Raw genomic sequence first — 16,597 nt, 5'->3', positions numbered from 1 at the left:
TTTGGAGGATATTTCATAGTCATGAAAAACAAAAAGTACAGAGCTCCCGCAGCCGAGAAGGTGCTGGATATTTTAGAACTTATGGCCAGAGAGAATAAGCCGTTCTCGGTCACCGAGATCAGCAATACGTTATCTATTACGACAAATTCCGTCTTTCGGATATTGAAGGAGCTTGAAGAAAAAAGGTATATTCAGAAGAAGGAAACGGACAGCACTTATCAATTAACTGGCAAGCTGTACTATCTTGGCAGCTCTATCGCCAACAGGATTACACTAAAACAGGTTGCAGAGCCTTCAATGCGCGCCCTTCGAGACGAGACAAGGGAAACGACCCTGCTAACGAAACCTGGATCGTTTGGCACAACGCTTGTGCTCGACCAACTTGAAAGTCTGGAACCTATCAAGTTTCTTTCAACTGTCGGGTTGGAATACCCCTCCCATACCTCAGCCTTAGGCAAAGCGATGCTGGCTTTTAGTCCGGACCAACTGGAGCTTTATCTGGCTCATCACGATCTCCAGCCCGCAACGTCCGCTTCTATAACCGACCCATCGAAGCTTAGAGATGAAATTGCACAGATTCGAATACAGGGCTACGCTCTTGATATGGAAGAGTCTTGTGAAGGACTACGTTGCATCGGTGTGCCTATTATAAATGCGACCGGCCAGCTTGAAGGAGCTATCGGTGTGTCCGGTCCAATCTTCCGCATGTCAAAGAAGACGATCGACCGGTATATTCAGCTCGCCTTGCAGTATTCCCAAGTCATCTCCGAGCAGCTTGGCTACAGGAGGCCCTAATGGATAACGGGGAGGATCGTCCATCCTGCTATTACTTGAGCTTATGTTTATACTCCACAAAACCGTACACCACAACCAAACGCAAGGAAGCCCTGAGGAATAATTCGAGCTTCCTTGCGTTACATCCATCTGTGATTATTCGAAAATGACGCCAATCGCTTCTTGCGCACAGCCGGTATAAATACTGGATACTTCATTTCAGCAACCAACATTCCTTCATGCACACTTCTTCTTGCATAATCCAGCTTGCCGTATACATGGATAGAGCTCTGAATAGTTAGCGTGACGAAGCTCTGAAGCTTTATTCCGCTTGGAATTACAAAGGATTTATCAAAGGTAACGGAAGTACTCACTTGAACCATTGTATTAGCATCTGCCAACTTAATTTTTGTTGAATCTCCACTTCCATTTATTATTCGTCTTCTTTCATAATTGGAGCAATCTGCAGCTTGAAGGCAAACTGTTTGTCACTCAGCTGATAGGGTTCCAACAGATCTGTTCCACAGGAGCTAGAGCCAATGCCGTTCATGCGATGATCGAGATGAACAATCGTCTCTTTTCTCCGCTTCAGCTCATGTGTATGCATAGCTGAAGTCAAATCCTCCGGTGTATAATGCAAGGCTTGGAAGGAATATTCGCTCCCTGGGCTCGTAAACCTTAACCCCATGCCAAGCGCATTACTTACCGTAGCCCACTCTGTACCATAACGCGAACCGTTCTCTTGCGGCACAACATAGGAGTGATACATCTCATCCACGGTCAGGGCATACTTCCCTTTCCTTACACTTCGACGCTTATCGATGTAGCTCTCATGTGGACCGTAACCGAAGTACTCTACCTCCTCATTGCCTGACGGCATAATCCACTGCAAACCGATACGCGGCAGATAAGGCAGCTCCTCACGAACCTTCATTTCGGTTGCAACCGTGATGACACCTTCTCCATCAACCTCCCATATCGCAAGTCCTCTCAAGATCGGAAGCTTAATGTAACCGCCAAGAGAGAATTCTACTTCGAATCTAACCTTGTCAATTGAAGCTTGTGTCATCTCGGAGCGGTAAATCTTTGTTTCAATACGATCATAGCCTTCCTGTTTCCATAACATCTTGATCTTGCGATCGTTATCTACAGGAGCTCGCCAGATATGAAATTTCGGCATGCCTTGCAACAGAGGTACTCCATGTTTGGTCACTTGTGTGAACGCGCCCGCCTGCAGATCGAACACATGGAGGAAATCGAAACCTTCTATCCACACTTCCGCTCCATATGTTTTGACCGTCAGAGTTGATTTCCATGCAACAGTTGACTCTTGATTCGCACACAAGTGAGCGGCTGGCAGCTCGAACTGCTCGCTAGTTATCTCATAACCAGCAGCCGCCCAGCGTGTATCGTTTCGCTGCATAACCGTTACATGCAAGAACCAACGTCCGCTGGCAGCTGGAGATGAATAAGGCACCTCAATGATCTCAGACTGCTTGGGAGCGGTATGAAGGAGAGGCAACTGCCCCTGCTCGATCGTTTCGCCGTCACATTCAACTTTCCAAGCAATGACACATTCGGACAGGTCCACGAAATCATACCTATTGGTGACACGAAGCAGCCCCTTCGACACATCCTCCGCCTCCAGCAGCACAGGTGCAATCACCTTTTTCAGCTCCAGCAGATTGGTATGCGGAATACGGTCAGGGCTGACAAGTCCATCGATACAGAAGTTCCCGTCATTCGGCATATCGCCAAAATCCCCGCCATAGGCGAAGAAGATCTCTCCCTCTGAAGACACACTCTTAATCCCATGATCACACCATTCCCATACGCAGCCACCCATAAGCTTCGAATACTTGTAGATGACATCCCAGTAGTCTTGCAAGTCTCCACAGCTATTGCCCATGGCATGGCTGTATTCACACAGGAGCAGAGGTTTATTCAGACTCTTATCGGTAGCATAGTCCAGAAGCTCCTGAACCGTTGCATACATTCGGCTGTTGACATCAAGGCAATCCGTATCGGGATGCCCGTTATACTTTAGTGCTGCCCCTTCATAATGAATCAATCTGGACGAATCCCTTTCTTTGGTCCATCTAGCCATCGTAATGTGGTTGATGCCATAGCCTGATTCATTGCCCAAGGACCACATGATAACGCTCGCATGGTTTTTATCTCGTTCGACCATCCTTATCGCACGCTCCAAGAAAGCTTTCTCCCAAGTCGGATTTTTAGCCAGCATATGATAGTCTCCCGCATGCAGTACACCATGAGACTCCAGATCCGCCTCATCTATGACATAGAAGCCCAGTTCATCGCATAGATCAAGGAAGCGGGGATCATTCGGATAATGTGATGTTCTGATCGTGTTCACATTGTGACGCTTCATCAGATACAGATCCTGAATCATATGATTGAGAGGTATCGTCTGTCCAAGCTCAGGATGCGAATCATGACGGTTTACACCCTTCAGCTTCACCGCTTGCCCGTTTATAAGGAACACGCCGTCCTGAACCTCTATTTTCCGCATACCAACTCTGAAATGCAGTACCTCACCGCCGCCGCAGACAAACAAACTGTAAAGGTAAGGACGTTCAGCATTCCAAAGCTTTGGTTGCTCGACAGCTAGATTGAACGTGGCGGAACCATCAATTGTCCCCGAAGCTTCTCCCCGCTTCACCCCGTCAGCGTCTACCAACTGAATCGATACCTCTACGGAACCGACCGTGTCAATCGTACATTGCAGCACGGACTTATCGAAACTGTCCGACAGTTCTGTCTGATAGAATACATCACGAATTCTACACTCGCTGCGTGCCAGCAAATAAACATCCCGGAATATGCCCGAATACCGCCATGCGTCTTGATCCTCCAGATAGGAACCATCAGACCACTTCAGTACCATAACAGCCATTCTATTGCTTCCACTGCGGAGATAGGGCGATAGATCGAACTCTGCAGGCATACGGCTTCCTTGACTATACCCAACGAAGGAACCATTCACCCACAAATAAAAGCAAGAATTGACACCCTCGAAAACCACGTACTTCTTCTTATCCACCCACTCCTCGCGAACCTGGAAGTCCCGGATATACAAACCTGCCGGATTGCGATCGGGTACGAATGGAGGGTCACAAGGGAAAGGATAATTGACATTGGAATAATGCATCTGATCGTAGCCATTCGTCTGCCAGCAGGAAGGTACAATCAGATCATCCCAGTCGCTGACATCGACACCGTCTTCATAGAAAGCTTCCTTCACCTCATGTACGCTCTTGTAATAGCGAAATTTCCATTGTCCGTTTAACGTTTGATAGAAGGGCGAGTGTGCGCGCTTGGCCAACTTCGCCGAGCGATCATCGGCATATGGAATATAATGAGCACGCGGCTCCTCTCGATTCACATGCAGGACATCAAGATCGTCCCAATATTTCGTTATTTGCAACATGGCTTTTCCACCTCATTTGAATCTTGAAATACACCTGTTATAAATGTAACCTGGATACAAACTCTAGGTTACTATTCATCCACACTAACTTTTACTTTGTCTGGCAAAAATCATAATACTTTTGATAAATAGCTACATACTTACCAATGTTCATCTTCTTCAGTTGAGCGATATAGTTTTTCCAATGCTCATGTGATAAGCCATTTATCACAAAATGCGCAAAATTAATTACGTAGAAACCGTTCTTCTCACCCAAGTCAAGCTCAATAGGAGCCAGCGTCTCAATTCCCCCCCTCTTTTTAAAAATCCCAATACTATAAAACGCTTTCACCTAGGTGCTCATTAATCTTATAAAGCGAAATCCTTGAGTACAATCAGCGAGTTTTGTACCCATATGCTAAATATAAAAAACGTCCGAATTCGCTTTTACTCCAATGGTTTCGGGCATTTTTCGCTTATTGCGGCAGTCTTTCGTGCTGTTTCTGCATACGCTTTCGATACTCTCCTGGCGTTAATTGAAACTCCGACTTGAACTTTCGAATGAAGCTTGATGGATCGCTATAGCCTATACGTTGAACAATCTCCGTTACCGTGAGCTTCGTCTCAATTAATAGCCGCTTCGCTTCATCAATTCGAATACCATTCAAATATTCCAATACCGTTCGACCAGTGTGCTCCTTGAAATACCGAGAAAGATAGGATGACGATTGCGAGAAATGATTGGCCATGCTTTGAATGCTGAATTGTGAATCCGAATACTTGTCATGCAGCAGCTCTATAATTTGGTGAAGCAACACGTTGTCCTCCAGCTTCTTTTCTTTCTCAAGCATCGGGGTGATCTCATCTAGTATTGTCCATACAATCGCATCCATCTGCCGATATGAAGTGCATTGGGTAAGCTCAATAATATCGGGATATGAAATTGATACGCCCTGATGAATGTTTTCATTGGAGACGGCTTTGAGAATGGTATGAATAAGGTCGAAATAGATATATTTGGCGGACAGCAAGGACTTACTTCGCTCTCGGATCTGCTTCAGCATACCTCCCAGATAGCATCTTACCTGCTCGAGGTCTCCTTCGCGTATATGGAAGCTGAGCATCTCCAGCTCTCTCGCAGGGTATGCGGAGAATTTATCCTCTCTGGACGTCAGTTGATCTGGCAAAATGACGCGATCGCTCCCTACTATTAGATGAAATTGAAGCGCTGTCAGAGCGTTAATATAGGATTTTGGTAGATCGATAAGTTCATTGCATACCTCACCGACTCCAATGGTCCAGGCCATGCCTGTCGCATCATCCAGTTGCTTATGCCATACAGACCAAGCCTCATGTTCACTCACTGCTTGAATCCATATCCAGCGATGAAGATGTATGGTCTCAACCTGATACATGTCAATCTCATCAGAAACAATCATTCTCCATGGGCATGACAAGGCTGCCAAGGCATTCGTTGAATCAGTTCTATCACATGGATGCGCTTCCATACAGACGACTCTGTACTCTCCACGGAGACGAATCCCTAACTCCTCACAAGCTTGACGAAAATCCTCCTCATTTCCCGTCTGTCCTTGCAGCAGTTGGGTCAGCAATTGCTGTCTGCGCGCTGCTTTGCTTAGCTCTACCTCCTTCTCTAAGGTAAGACTCCGATTGCTCATATAATCGAATGCCGACCGAAGCTTGTCGAGTCCTTGATATGAATTCCACTCCGTCAAACGTAACTTCTCGTCCACAATGCCAATCAATCTGCGCAACGGATTATAATGAACATGCATGTTGATATAGATGATACTGGAGCCAATAATTAGAATAAGCAGCAATACAATCGTCGCTTTATATTTCAGTTCATTAACAGGTTTCATAAGCTGTGTTTCCGAAACGACGGTTATATACGTCCAACCGCTGGAAGGGGATGTGATCCTCGATACATAATAGGGTTCACCACCAAGTTGTCTGATCCCGTTTAACTCCAACTCTGAATGCAGCAGCTCCTCCGGCAAATCCAGCTTGTTGGACAACGAAGTGATAAGCTGGCCATACTGGTCCACAATATATACATTACTTTTCTCATAAGGGAGGAAAGGCTCCAGCATCCGTCTCATTTCCTTCTCTTTGATGAGATAGATCAGCATGCCCTTCGTTTCATTGAAAGAACCACCCTTCGGAACTGGCACGGTATAGGAAATATACAGGTCCTTGGATACATCAAGTTCCCCTTCCATGGAGCCAATAGCCTGAACATGAATCTCAGATTTCTTCAGCATCTCCTCAAAGTGTCCGTAATCCATTTGGTTCATCAAATATATCTGATGGAACACAGGTAAGAGATATGTGCTCTTCGACGAAATGAGCAATGGTACCCCATGTGCCTTATATGCGACCTCGGAGAAAAAAGTGTTCGCTTCAGCGTAAAGACTGATCTTCTCTTTCGCCTCATAGACAGCATAAGCTTGCCCAAGCTGATCCGGATCGAATTCCCGTTTGGTCGACAGTTGGATGGCAATATTCCTCATTTCCAACAGCTGATTATCCATCGTATCTCTGACCTGCTCCAGCATGCTATGATTGGATTGGAGCACTTGCGACTGAAGCATCCCCACAAAGTATTGATAAACAAAAAAACCGGTAACAAGAATGGGAAGTATAAGTAAGAGTGCGTAGGAAAACAAATATCTGTAGAACAAGGACAACTTACCCAGCTTCATTCTCATACTATTGCTGCTCCTTTACTTGAAAACTTGAATCACAAGTATCGATTCGAGAGCGGTTCTAGTAATTTTACATAATTATTTTGCATTCGCACAATATCCCCTGAATCCGTGATCTTACAGTAGACCACATTCCTGTATTGGTATAATTCAGGGTAGAATGAGCCTAACCTTGAGAAAGTGTGTCGTTCCAACAATCCAATTCGTATCAGTAAGCTATGCATTTTCGTTTTTATGCATGCCCAATAAGCCTGTCTTTCTGCAGGTGTTCAGCTGTGGAGAGGACGTTTCTTTCGTTTGTTCAAGCAAATGCTTGGTATAGGCGTCGTGCAGTGAGAAACCATGGACTATTGCTGCCGAAGTTGAAAGCGATTCTGCCTGCATGACGGACGTATCGTGCCGCCATGTAAACAATGTTCTGAATGACGGTGCGAATCCGTCTGCGCTTTACGTTGCTGCGGATTGACGCATCGTCTTCTCGCAGACTTTCTTGACCCATGATGCGCAAGAGGTTGTAAGCAAACACTCCAGCATGCAGCACCAGATCATTCGTTGCGAATGTTCCGGCCGGAAGGCGTTCCAGGTCCAGATCGGTTTTGATTTCGCTGTGAAATTGTTCGCTTGTGCCATGGTCGCGATAGAGTTCAATAACGCGCCAAGGCGCACATCGCAATGATGTCCAGTACAACATGCACTTCAATCTTCGGAACGAGAAGCAATTGACCATCCGGCTCCATCGTCCGTTCGATGACGTGAAAGACTTGTCGCAGTTTGGATTTGAAGCCTTTTTGCGCAAACTCGATCGCGCCAACATACTCGGTTTTGCCTTCCCGCAGTTCCACGTTGATGCCATGCCCCTCTTGGCCGAGGTAGGCGAAGAGGGGGGCATAGCCGTCCGTACCTCTATAGGTGCGAGATACGCCTTCCTTCTTGGTACCCGAATTGTCGAACGGAGAGACATCCAGATCGAGAGGGATATAGCTCTCTCCGCCTGCAAGCAGACCGGTTAACGGAGCCTGGATATGACGGAGGAGATCGGCAGATTCCTCGAGCAAGATCCGGTTCCAGTCCGCTTTTTCAGACGCAGCGGCAGCATCCATACGCTGGCGGAGTGTAGGGCTTGATGGTACTTTTTTTAGTTGCATACAGATGGAGAAGACATCATCCTTCCGGAAGGGTTCGATGTGGTCGAAGTCACTCTTGCCTTGGCAGAGAAGTCCCAGGTAGCTTTTCATCACATCCGCATGGGAGTGATACGGGTGTTCACAATCTTTAATCACCGTATGATTCAATCGTTTCGTTAATTTTGTATGAGCAAGCAGGGCACCGACGGTAGCCAGCCCTGCATGAGTGGTGAGAATGAGTTCTTGGGATCGTACAAATTGGATTTTCATGCATGTACCTCGATGGTTAAAAGTAGAATTTTACGATAATCCTACTTTTTCTCCATCGATCATTGATTTACTTCAATTATCTCGTTATTTCGATTTTAGGGATCACGGATTCAGGTATCCCTTAGAAACAATCATATCCAATGAGGGAAACCCTCTTACTGGATATGATGTCTTTCTTACCTATTGGTCCTACAAAATAAGCTAAATGTCTGGCGTCCCCACATTCCATGGAATATCAGATTTCGGTATGGCCCGGTACATATGATTAACAATGATGCGATAGCCTTCGAGCTTGTGCTCGGTATACTCCGGATCATTCCACAGGTTGTGGCTCTCTTGAGGATCCTTGTTCAAATCGTACAGCTCGCCGTAGCTGCGATCCAAATAATGAACCGTTTTGATTCCTTGATGGATACACCCTCTAATGGAACCAGCCTCCATGTAGATCGCATCCCGCACCTTCTTCTGTTTACTATCGTCCCAGTAGCAAGTATACGGATAATTGGAGAGGCTTGCGGGCACTTCTGCCCCCGCAACCTCAAGACAAGTTGCCGCTATGTCGATATTCAACACATCATCCTTCACTTCAAAACCAGAAAATCCTTGAATCGGTGGTTTTATGAAGAGTGGTACGCGCATCAAGCTATCAGAGAGACATTGCAATTTCTCCACCATGCCGAAGTCCCCCATGAAATCCCCATGATCAGAAGTATAGATGATTAACGTATTGTCATATAAATGGTTTTCCTTCATAATGCGGATAAGCTCTCCAACTTTTTGATCGATCAAGCTTATATTTGCATAATAGGAGCGTTTTGTCTTCTTGAATGTCTCTTCAGAGAAATGCTTGAGATAAATATCTGCATAAGAACCCATCTGCTTAAAGTGCGGCGGCTTCTCATCCAAATCAGCGTAGCTCGTTTTAGGAACCGAAAGCTTCTCGTAATCATAGAGCTCCGCAAATTCTGTTCCTTCGCAGTCGTAAGGATGATGTGGTCCGGAGAACGATAAGGTGAGGAACCACGGCTTGTCGCACTCATCCTTGGCAGCACCCTTCTTCTTCATCCATGCCTTGCCAAGTTCACCAATATAATCATCCAGATGATACTTGGTATCCACCTCCCACGTGCCTCCGCTAATTAACGTTTTGCTCATCACATGCTTTCTATCAATTCCATTCTCTGTCAAATAATCTAAATATGGCTGAATCGTATCATCCGGGTACAAGGCGCTATGTCCGTCAATAATCATCTCTTCATCATATCCCCGCTTAATGGGCGAGCCAGCAAAATGCTGTTTGCCAATAACTGCCGTATGATAGCCCGCTTCCTGCAAACGTGACATAAAGGTTGTCTCGTGAGCCGGAAGGTGAGTGATAAAGGTCGGACACTCGCACTCCGAAGGAAATTTTCCCGTCATGATAGCCGCTCTGGATGGCACACACGATGGATTTGCACAGCGAGCATTAGAGAAAAACACACTGTCTGCAATTAGTTGATCCATATGTGGCGTCACGACCTCCGGATTGATGCATGAAAAGGTATCATTCCGTTGCTGATCGGTCATTAGAAACAGAATATTCGGTTTGTTACTCTCAGACATTACACTTTCTCCTTCCGAATCGTAATTCGTTTCACCGAATAATATTCTTCCAAGCTGTAAACAGAGCAGTCCTTGCCAATTCCGCTTTCTTTCACGCCGCCATGAGGAAGCTCCACCGAGTAATGCGGTCCATTCACGCACACGGTGCCAACCTCGAGCGATTCGGCTATATAAAGAATATCATTAATATCTGTGCCGAATACATAGGATGCAAGACCAAATTCGGTATTATTCGCCTCTTGAATAACCTGATCACGATTATTAAACGGCATGATAGGCATAACTGGGCCAAAGATTTCCTCTTGACAGATTCGCATAGCCGGCGTCACATTGGTAATTATGGTCGGCTCCAAATAGAATCCTTTACTAAATCCCGCAGGAATCCCCCCACCTGCTACAATCGTTGCTCCTTCAGCAATTGCGCTTGCCAGCAGTTCCTGAACTCTGGATCGATGATCCTCCGTTATCATCGGTCCCATCATCGCCTTAGGATCACGTCCCCATCCAAGTGTAAACTTGTTAGCCTTCTCGACGGCCTTCGCCACGAATGCCTCATATATGGATTCATGTACAAATACTCTGTTTGGCGACACACAGATCTGACCGGCATTGCCGAATTTCAAATTAATCAATTGTTCGCTTGCCGCTTCCACATCCGCATCAGCAAGAACAATGGCAGGCGCATTGCCTCCGAGCTCCAGGGAGAATCGTTTAATTGATGTCGCAGATTGACCCACTACCGCTTTGCCAGCTGACGTCGATCCGATTAAAGTGAGCATGCGGGGGATAGTGCTCGTGTTCATCACTGACGACAGTTCAATAGTATCGCCCGTAATCAGATTAATAACACCTGCAGGAAATCCAATTTCTTCCGCGATTTGTCCGATCAGCAGAGTTGTAAGCGGTGTCAACGGAGATGGCTTAATGACACAGGTACAGCCTGATGCAAGCACAGGTCCAAGCTTATAGCCCAGATTAAGCAGCGGGAAATTCCAGGCCAAATAGCCGACGACAACGCCCACAGGCTGCCTGTTCATCAAGCTCATGAAGCCTCGATCCTCATCTTCGATAATACGGCCATGCAATCGTTTTGCTTCCTCATAGTAATACCTCAAGCATCTAGGTAGCATTTCCATATCCTCGATTGCTTGAGCAAGCGGCTTACCCGTCTCATTCATGAGCACATCCAGAATCTTCTCTCGATTATCCTCTATAGCCCTAGCCAGACGTTCCATCCATTCTCCACGCTGCTTAAGCGAATAACCGGACCATATAGGAAAGGCTTGCTGAGCTGCTTCGAGTGCCGCTTGCGCTTGCTCCCCCGTTGCTTTAAGCAGAGTACCCACTTTTTGCTCAGTTGCCGGATTCTGTACAGTTAATGTCAAACCAAGCCCTTCGACCAAGCTACCACCAATATAATGTTTGTACACGCTTCCTCCAGCTCCGTTTCATTTATAAAATGATAATATATATTTAAATGATATCTGTGTCACTTGAGGATGTCAACGTTTTTTATAGCACACTAGAGTTTGCGGTAAAGCACAATAGCTGGTCCGAGCATGGCAAATACTAATAGTCCCCACGTTTTCTCTTTAATAGAACTAGTGAATTCATGTGATGCGTGATAATTGGCCGAAGGTAACAACTGCCGAAATGAATCAACGCCATCCCCTTTCAAGTAGTAAAAGAAGTACTAGAATTGTATGGTATAATGTATGGCTGTTTGTAGCAAAATATCGATAAAATGAAGACAGAACGACAATTCAAATTTAACAGGAGGTTATATCGTGGAAAAGGATATGAGAAGAGTAAAACCATTAAATATGACCGATGTCAAATGGACCACAGGGTTCTGGGCGGATCGCTTCCATCTATGCCATGAAGAGATGATTGAATCCATGGAGAAGGCCCTTCATGTCAAGGGAAACGGCGCATATTTGCCTAACTTTGAGGTAGCTGCTGGACTCAAATCAGACCGGCATTACGGCGAGGATTGGTCCGATGGGGATTGCTATAAATTCCTTGAAGCTTGCGCACATGTTTATTCCATTACGAAGGATGCTGCGTTGGATCAAAAAATGGATAAATACATTGGCTTTATCGCCAAGGCACAAGATCCCGACGGCTATATCAGCACCAACATTCAATTGAGCCATAAGAAGCGCTGGGGACAGCGCATCTACCATGAAGATTATAACTTTGGTCATTTGCTAACTGCCGCATGCGTTCATCACACAGCAACCGGCAAGTCGAACTTTCTAGATGTTGCGGTGAAGGCCGCCAATTATTTGAATGAAATCTTCAATCCGTGTCCGAAGCATCTCATCCATTATGGCTGGAATCCTTCCAATATTATGGGACTTGTAGATCTTTATCGCATTACGGGCAATGAGACGTATCTTAAGCTCGCTGATATCTTTATGACCATGAGAGGCGCAGGTTACGGCGGCGAGGATCAAAATCAGGATCGCACTCCACTACGGGAAGAGACAGAAGCAACTGGGCATGCTGTAACAGCCGTCTATCTGTACGCTGGCGCTGCAGATGTATATTCTCACACGGGCGAAGAAGCAGTTATGCGCGCTCTGGAAAAGATATGGAACAACATGTACACCAAGAAGATGTATCTTACGGGCGGTATCGGTTCTATCTACAATGGTTTGTCTCCAAATGGGGACAAGATATGGGAAGCATTCGGCACCGACTATCATCTGCCCAACCGCTCTGCTTATACAGAGACGTGTGCGAATATCGGTAATGCTATGTGGGCGATGCGTATGTTCAATCTAACGCAGGAGCCGAAGTATATGGATGCGTTCGAGAAGGTTGTATACAATAGCCTGCTAGGCTCCATGACACTTGACGGCCATCATTTCTGTTATACAAATCCGTTGGAGACAAGAGGCGGCAAGCTATTCAACCATCATTCACCACAAACTCAACATTTCAGAACTGCAAGATGGTTCACACACACCTGTTATTGCTGCCCTCCACAGGTGCTTCGTACGATAGCCAGACTCCATCAATGGGCTTACGGACAATCGAACGATGGTTTATATATTCATCTGTATAGTGGTAATGAGTTGAATACAACACTGTCCTCCGGTGAAACACTAAGCCTGACGATGAAATCTGACTTCCCTGCAGAGGAGACGATTTCGATTACGATTAACAACTCACTGAACACTGAAACGTCCATCCATCTCCGCATTCCACAGTGGGCTGATGGTGCAACGGTGAAGGTCAATGGTGTTCAACAGGGAGATGTAGAAGCTGGCACCTATCACGAATTGAAACGCAAGTGGCAGGCCAATGATCAGATTGAGCTTCTACTGCCTATGCGAGTGAAACGAATTGCAGCCAATCCGATGGTAGAGGAAGATCGCGGACAGGTTGCCTTCATGTATGGACCATTTGTCTACTGCCTGGAAAGTATAGATCTGCCTGAAGATGTTGCCATCGATCAAATTCGCATACCGATCAGCACACAATTCGAGGCTTGCTATGATCGTGAACTGCTTGGAGGCATCACTCGATTGCAGGGTACTGCCTTGAAGATCGCACAAAAGGATTATTCTAATACACTCTACACTCCTTTTGAGTCACTTGATATGACGGAGATCGAAATAACGCTTGTTCCTTATTATGCATGGAATAATCGTGGACAAACCGACATGTCCGTCTGGCTTCCTCTCATTTAATGAGGTTCAATATGCTGTGGATGCTCAATTAATCCTTTAATTGCAACAGAAAACTGAGGATATCCAACAATCTGACATGCTCCCCATACGGTAGACAGGTAAAATAATAAAACCTGTTGCTGTTAGGGAGCATTTCTACGTCCAAAAAAGAGCATATAGCCTCAGAGAAAGTTGCCATTATTCATGAGATCGAAGCTGGTCATATCGGCTCTACGAATGACTACAAGCTAAACTAAACGGCCTCAGTCCGATGGAATTCAGGATCAAGGCCGTTTATCTGACTTTTAATTTTTGTATTGTCGATTTGACGGGTAGCAGTTCAAATCTCCATTGACTTTTTGGACAGACCCAAGTTTATTGAAAGATCCCTTTGTCGTAATACCCCTTCTTAAGATAATCCGTGGGGCTATATCCCGTCACCTGCTTGAATATCCGAGTAAAATAATACGGATTGTTGTAACCTAGCTTTTCGCTGATCTGAGAGATACTGAGGTTGCTTTCACTGAACAAGCGAATCGCTTCCTTCACTTTCGCTTCCATAATGAATTTTCGGATGGACATGCCTGCTTCTTTGGAGAACACTCTGCTCATATACGAATAGTTCATTTGCAAAGACTCTGCTAGTTGCTCGGAGCGAATATCTTCGTGGAGATGCCGATACACGAACGTTTTAACATCGTCAAGCAGTTTATGTCGCTTCTTATTGGAATCGGTTACATCCCGGTATAATTCTAGAAGCAAATCAAGGGTGCCAATATTCAACTTCAGCTTGTCATAGACTGTTCCCATCGTGTAGTGATGAAGAAGCTTGTTCAGCCGGACACAGGTGCCCTGAAAATCGCTTACCTTCAACCATTTCAGTTCTATGGCTTGAGGCAGATGGCCAATCATTAGGCTTTCCCCCCGTATATCTACATTCTCCAAGCCTGTCTCCTCCGTCTCAGGAGTGCCGAACGTGATCCAATACCACTCCGAACCTGGCAACGTTTTTCTTAAGCCATAATGACGGATTCCCCTTTTCATCAAAAAAACCTCTCCAGGAGATATAGAGTACTCAATATCATCTTCAATAATGTGAACAAGCCCTTCTCTGACAAAAATCATGACGTCGTGAGGCAGCACACGGTCCATATGAGCCCATAACGCATTCGTCCTGAACAAACCTACATTGTCTACGAAAGGCACTCGATCCGTTCGGAATATGACGCTATGCTGCATGAGCAGCAACACCTCCTCTTGTCCCATTCATGTCAAAAGAGGAATCGCGTGAACGATTCCTCCATACGTTGCATATATTTATCCTACCATTGTTCAATCCAGAGATTCAATATTGTGAACAAGTTGCTGTGCATTTGATGTGATGGCGGCATAGTTATGTGACATCACATCACCATGTGAAACCAAACCACTTCCGGCTCCGACCGCAACAGCTCCAGCTTTAATATATGAAGCTGCGAGATCGGCAGTTATGCCGCCGACCGGGATAAATTTGACGGTATTCAAGGGCGCCATAAGCTCCTTCATATAGCTTGGACCGAAGGAAGTGCATGGGTACAGCTTCACAAACGGCGCCCCAGCTCCAGTGGCGCGAACAATCTCAGTCGGTGTCATTGCTCCGGGAATAGGAATACTGGAGTAAGATAGTGCTGCTTCTATAACTCGCTCGTCTGTGTGGGGGGAAATCAGAAATTCAGCACCTGCGTCAATGGCTTGCTTAACGTTCTCCATCGATACAACGGTCCCAGCACCAATCGCCATCTTTCCCTCGTATGTTTTCCTCATCATACGAATGCCATCAAGGGCACCTTCCGAATTTAACGTAATTTCGGCTACACGAATACCACCCTCATAGAGTGCTTCCATAACTCTCGGCAATCTGTCTAGCGGTACATTTCGAAGAATGGCAACTACTTTACTCGTTTCGATTTGTTGCTGTACAGTTAACATATGCTCATCTCCTCTTTATACTGCCGATATAAACTCGCCGCACCGCGAACACTTAACCGGCTAGACTCTTCCTCTGGCACAACCCGAATGGCAATGCTCGGGTAAAATTCTTGTAAAATGGGTACAACGATGGAAGGAAACAAACGTCTTCCATATAAGACGATAACCTCGACACCACTCAGCATCTCCTCCGTCAGCATTGTCAGATCCTGGGCAACAATAACCCCGAGCAGAAAGCTAGTCGAAACCTGTTTGTCATGTTTATCCAGCACGTTCAGCGTTCGCACTTGAAAGAGAGCGCGACCAGTACCGTATTGCCTAGCCGTCTCCAGCCCTTTCCGTACCCATTCCGGATCTGGCACCACTTCGTCAAGCGGTAACGTATTGTCCTTCAGAAGCGTATGCTGCATGACAGCCATCATCAGTTCGCCCGATATAGACGTACTGCAGCTCACAATGGATCGTTCCCAAGTTTTGATCCACTTGTGGTGAGAACCATAATGCATGAACAGACGTCCCTTAATCCCCATCTCCTCCGGTGCTATATGCTCCATATAACCATACAGTTCGGTCTCCTCGCCGCGAATCATATCGCGATCCGTCTCTTCTTCCCCCTTAAATCTTACGCCAGGTATGAACAATACAGGCTGAGGGAACAATTCCGGGAATGCGAATCGCCTAATCGAACCTATAAAATCAGACAGCTTAATCGGTCCTGGAAGATGTTCGATCTCCATCAACCCCGCGCTTGAGGTTATCATCCCCGAAGCTACAATGTCGTGGACCTCCCTTATAGCCTCCGGCTCAGCAGCTGCAAGCTCTTCGTAGCTTTCCTTCAATGCCCGCTTCAATCCATTGTTGCTGCCAGATTGTGCTGTATCTCCTGCCCCTACTTGCTTCGTAATACTCGCTAGCAGTGTATCCCCATCCATCAGTCTCATGCGGCAATTGGTTGTGCCGCAATCAATAACAATCAGTTTCATTCTATGCCTCCCTTCAAACTTCTCGAATTCATTGCTC

Annotated in this window: 10 protein-coding genes and 1 pseudogene; 2 read left to right on the top strand and 9 right to left on the bottom strand. The window is 46.0% G+C overall.

Going from position 1 to position 16,597, the window contains the following annotated elements:
- Nucleotides 1–21: 21 nt before the first annotated feature.
- Nucleotides 22–795 (top strand): IclR family transcriptional regulator, encoded by a 774-nt coding sequence (locus BCV73_RS34375; protein WP_089550023.1) that lies wholly within the window; start codon nucleotides 22–24, stop codon nucleotides 793–795.
- Nucleotides 796–1,207: 412 nt separating this feature from the next.
- Here the strand turns inward: BCV73_RS34375 and BCV73_RS34370 are convergent, their stop codons facing one another.
- From BCV73_RS34370 to BCV73_RS34345, 6 genes and pseudogenes are all read right to left on the bottom strand, one after another.
- Nucleotides 1,208–4,225 (bottom strand): glycoside hydrolase family 2 TIM barrel-domain containing protein, encoded by a 3,018-nt coding sequence (locus tag BCV73_RS34370; protein WP_009225438.1) that lies wholly within the window; start codon nucleotides 4,223–4,225, stop codon nucleotides 1,208–1,210.
- 91 nt (nucleotides 4,226–4,316) lie between these two features.
- Nucleotides 4,317–4,556: a hypothetical protein gene (locus BCV73_RS34365; protein WP_089550022.1), complete on the bottom strand. Its 240-nt coding sequence runs from the start codon at nucleotides 4,554–4,556 to the stop codon at nucleotides 4,317–4,319.
- A 124-nt stretch (nucleotides 4,557–4,680) separates the two neighbouring features.
- On the bottom strand, nucleotides 4,681–6,936 hold the full coding sequence (locus tag BCV73_RS34360; RefSeq protein ID WP_089550021.1) for a helix-turn-helix domain-containing protein: 2,256 nt from the start codon (nucleotides 6,934–6,936) through the stop codon (nucleotides 4,681–4,683).
- Nucleotides 6,937–7,234: 298 nt separating this feature from the next.
- A pseudogene (locus BCV73_RS34355) lies at nucleotides 7,235–8,327 on the bottom strand (transposase).
- 201 nt (nucleotides 8,328–8,528) lie between these two features.
- Nucleotides 8,529–9,929: a sulfatase family protein gene (locus tag BCV73_RS34350; RefSeq protein WP_009225443.1), complete on the bottom strand. Its 1,401-nt coding sequence runs from the start codon at nucleotides 9,927–9,929 to the stop codon at nucleotides 8,529–8,531.
- The gene (locus tag BCV73_RS34345) at nucleotides 9,929–11,359 is read right to left on the bottom strand and encodes an NAD-dependent succinate-semialdehyde dehydrogenase (protein WP_089550020.1); all 1,431 of its coding nucleotides are present in this window, start codon (nucleotides 11,357–11,359) and stop codon (nucleotides 9,929–9,931) included. Before BCV73_RS34345 ends, BCV73_RS34350 begins: the two co-directional genes overlap by 1 nt.
- Nucleotides 11,360–11,716: 357 nt before the next feature.
- On the opposite strand from BCV73_RS34345, the gene BCV73_RS34340 reads away from it, so the two are divergent.
- Nucleotides 11,717–13,630, top strand: coding sequence for a glycoside hydrolase family 127 protein (locus BCV73_RS34340; RefSeq protein WP_009225445.1), 1,914 nt, complete (start codon nucleotides 11,717–11,719; stop codon nucleotides 13,628–13,630).
- A 354-nt stretch (nucleotides 13,631–13,984) separates the two neighbouring features.
- Here the strand turns inward: BCV73_RS34340 and BCV73_RS34335 are convergent, their stop codons facing one another.
- From BCV73_RS34335 to BCV73_RS34325, 3 genes are all read right to left on the bottom strand, one after another.
- A complete protein-coding gene (locus BCV73_RS34335; RefSeq protein ID WP_218828224.1) occupies nucleotides 13,985–14,761 on the bottom strand; it encodes a helix-turn-helix domain-containing protein in 777 nt (258 codons plus the stop codon).
- A 180-nt stretch (nucleotides 14,762–14,941) separates the two neighbouring features.
- Nucleotides 14,942–15,577, bottom strand: a complete 636-nt coding sequence (locus BCV73_RS34330) for a bifunctional 4-hydroxy-2-oxoglutarate aldolase/2-dehydro-3-deoxy-phosphogluconate aldolase (protein ID WP_009225447.1) — start codon at nucleotides 15,575–15,577, stop codon at nucleotides 14,942–14,944.
- Entirely contained in the window at nucleotides 15,571–16,560 is a 990-nt protein-coding gene (locus BCV73_RS34325) for a 2-dehydro-3-deoxygalactonokinase (RefSeq protein WP_009225448.1), read from the bottom strand. Before BCV73_RS34325 ends, BCV73_RS34330 begins: the two co-directional genes overlap by 7 nt.
- Nucleotides 16,561–16,597 lie beyond the last annotated feature (37 nt).

The sequence above is a fragment of the Paenibacillus sp. SSG-1 genome (assembly GCF_002224835.1).
GTDB lineage: Bacteria > Bacillota > Bacilli > Paenibacillales > Paenibacillaceae > Paenibacillus_AQ > Paenibacillus_AQ favisporus.
Note: the sequence above shows the minus strand (reverse complement) of the source record. Positions and strands in the feature narration are given on the sequence as shown.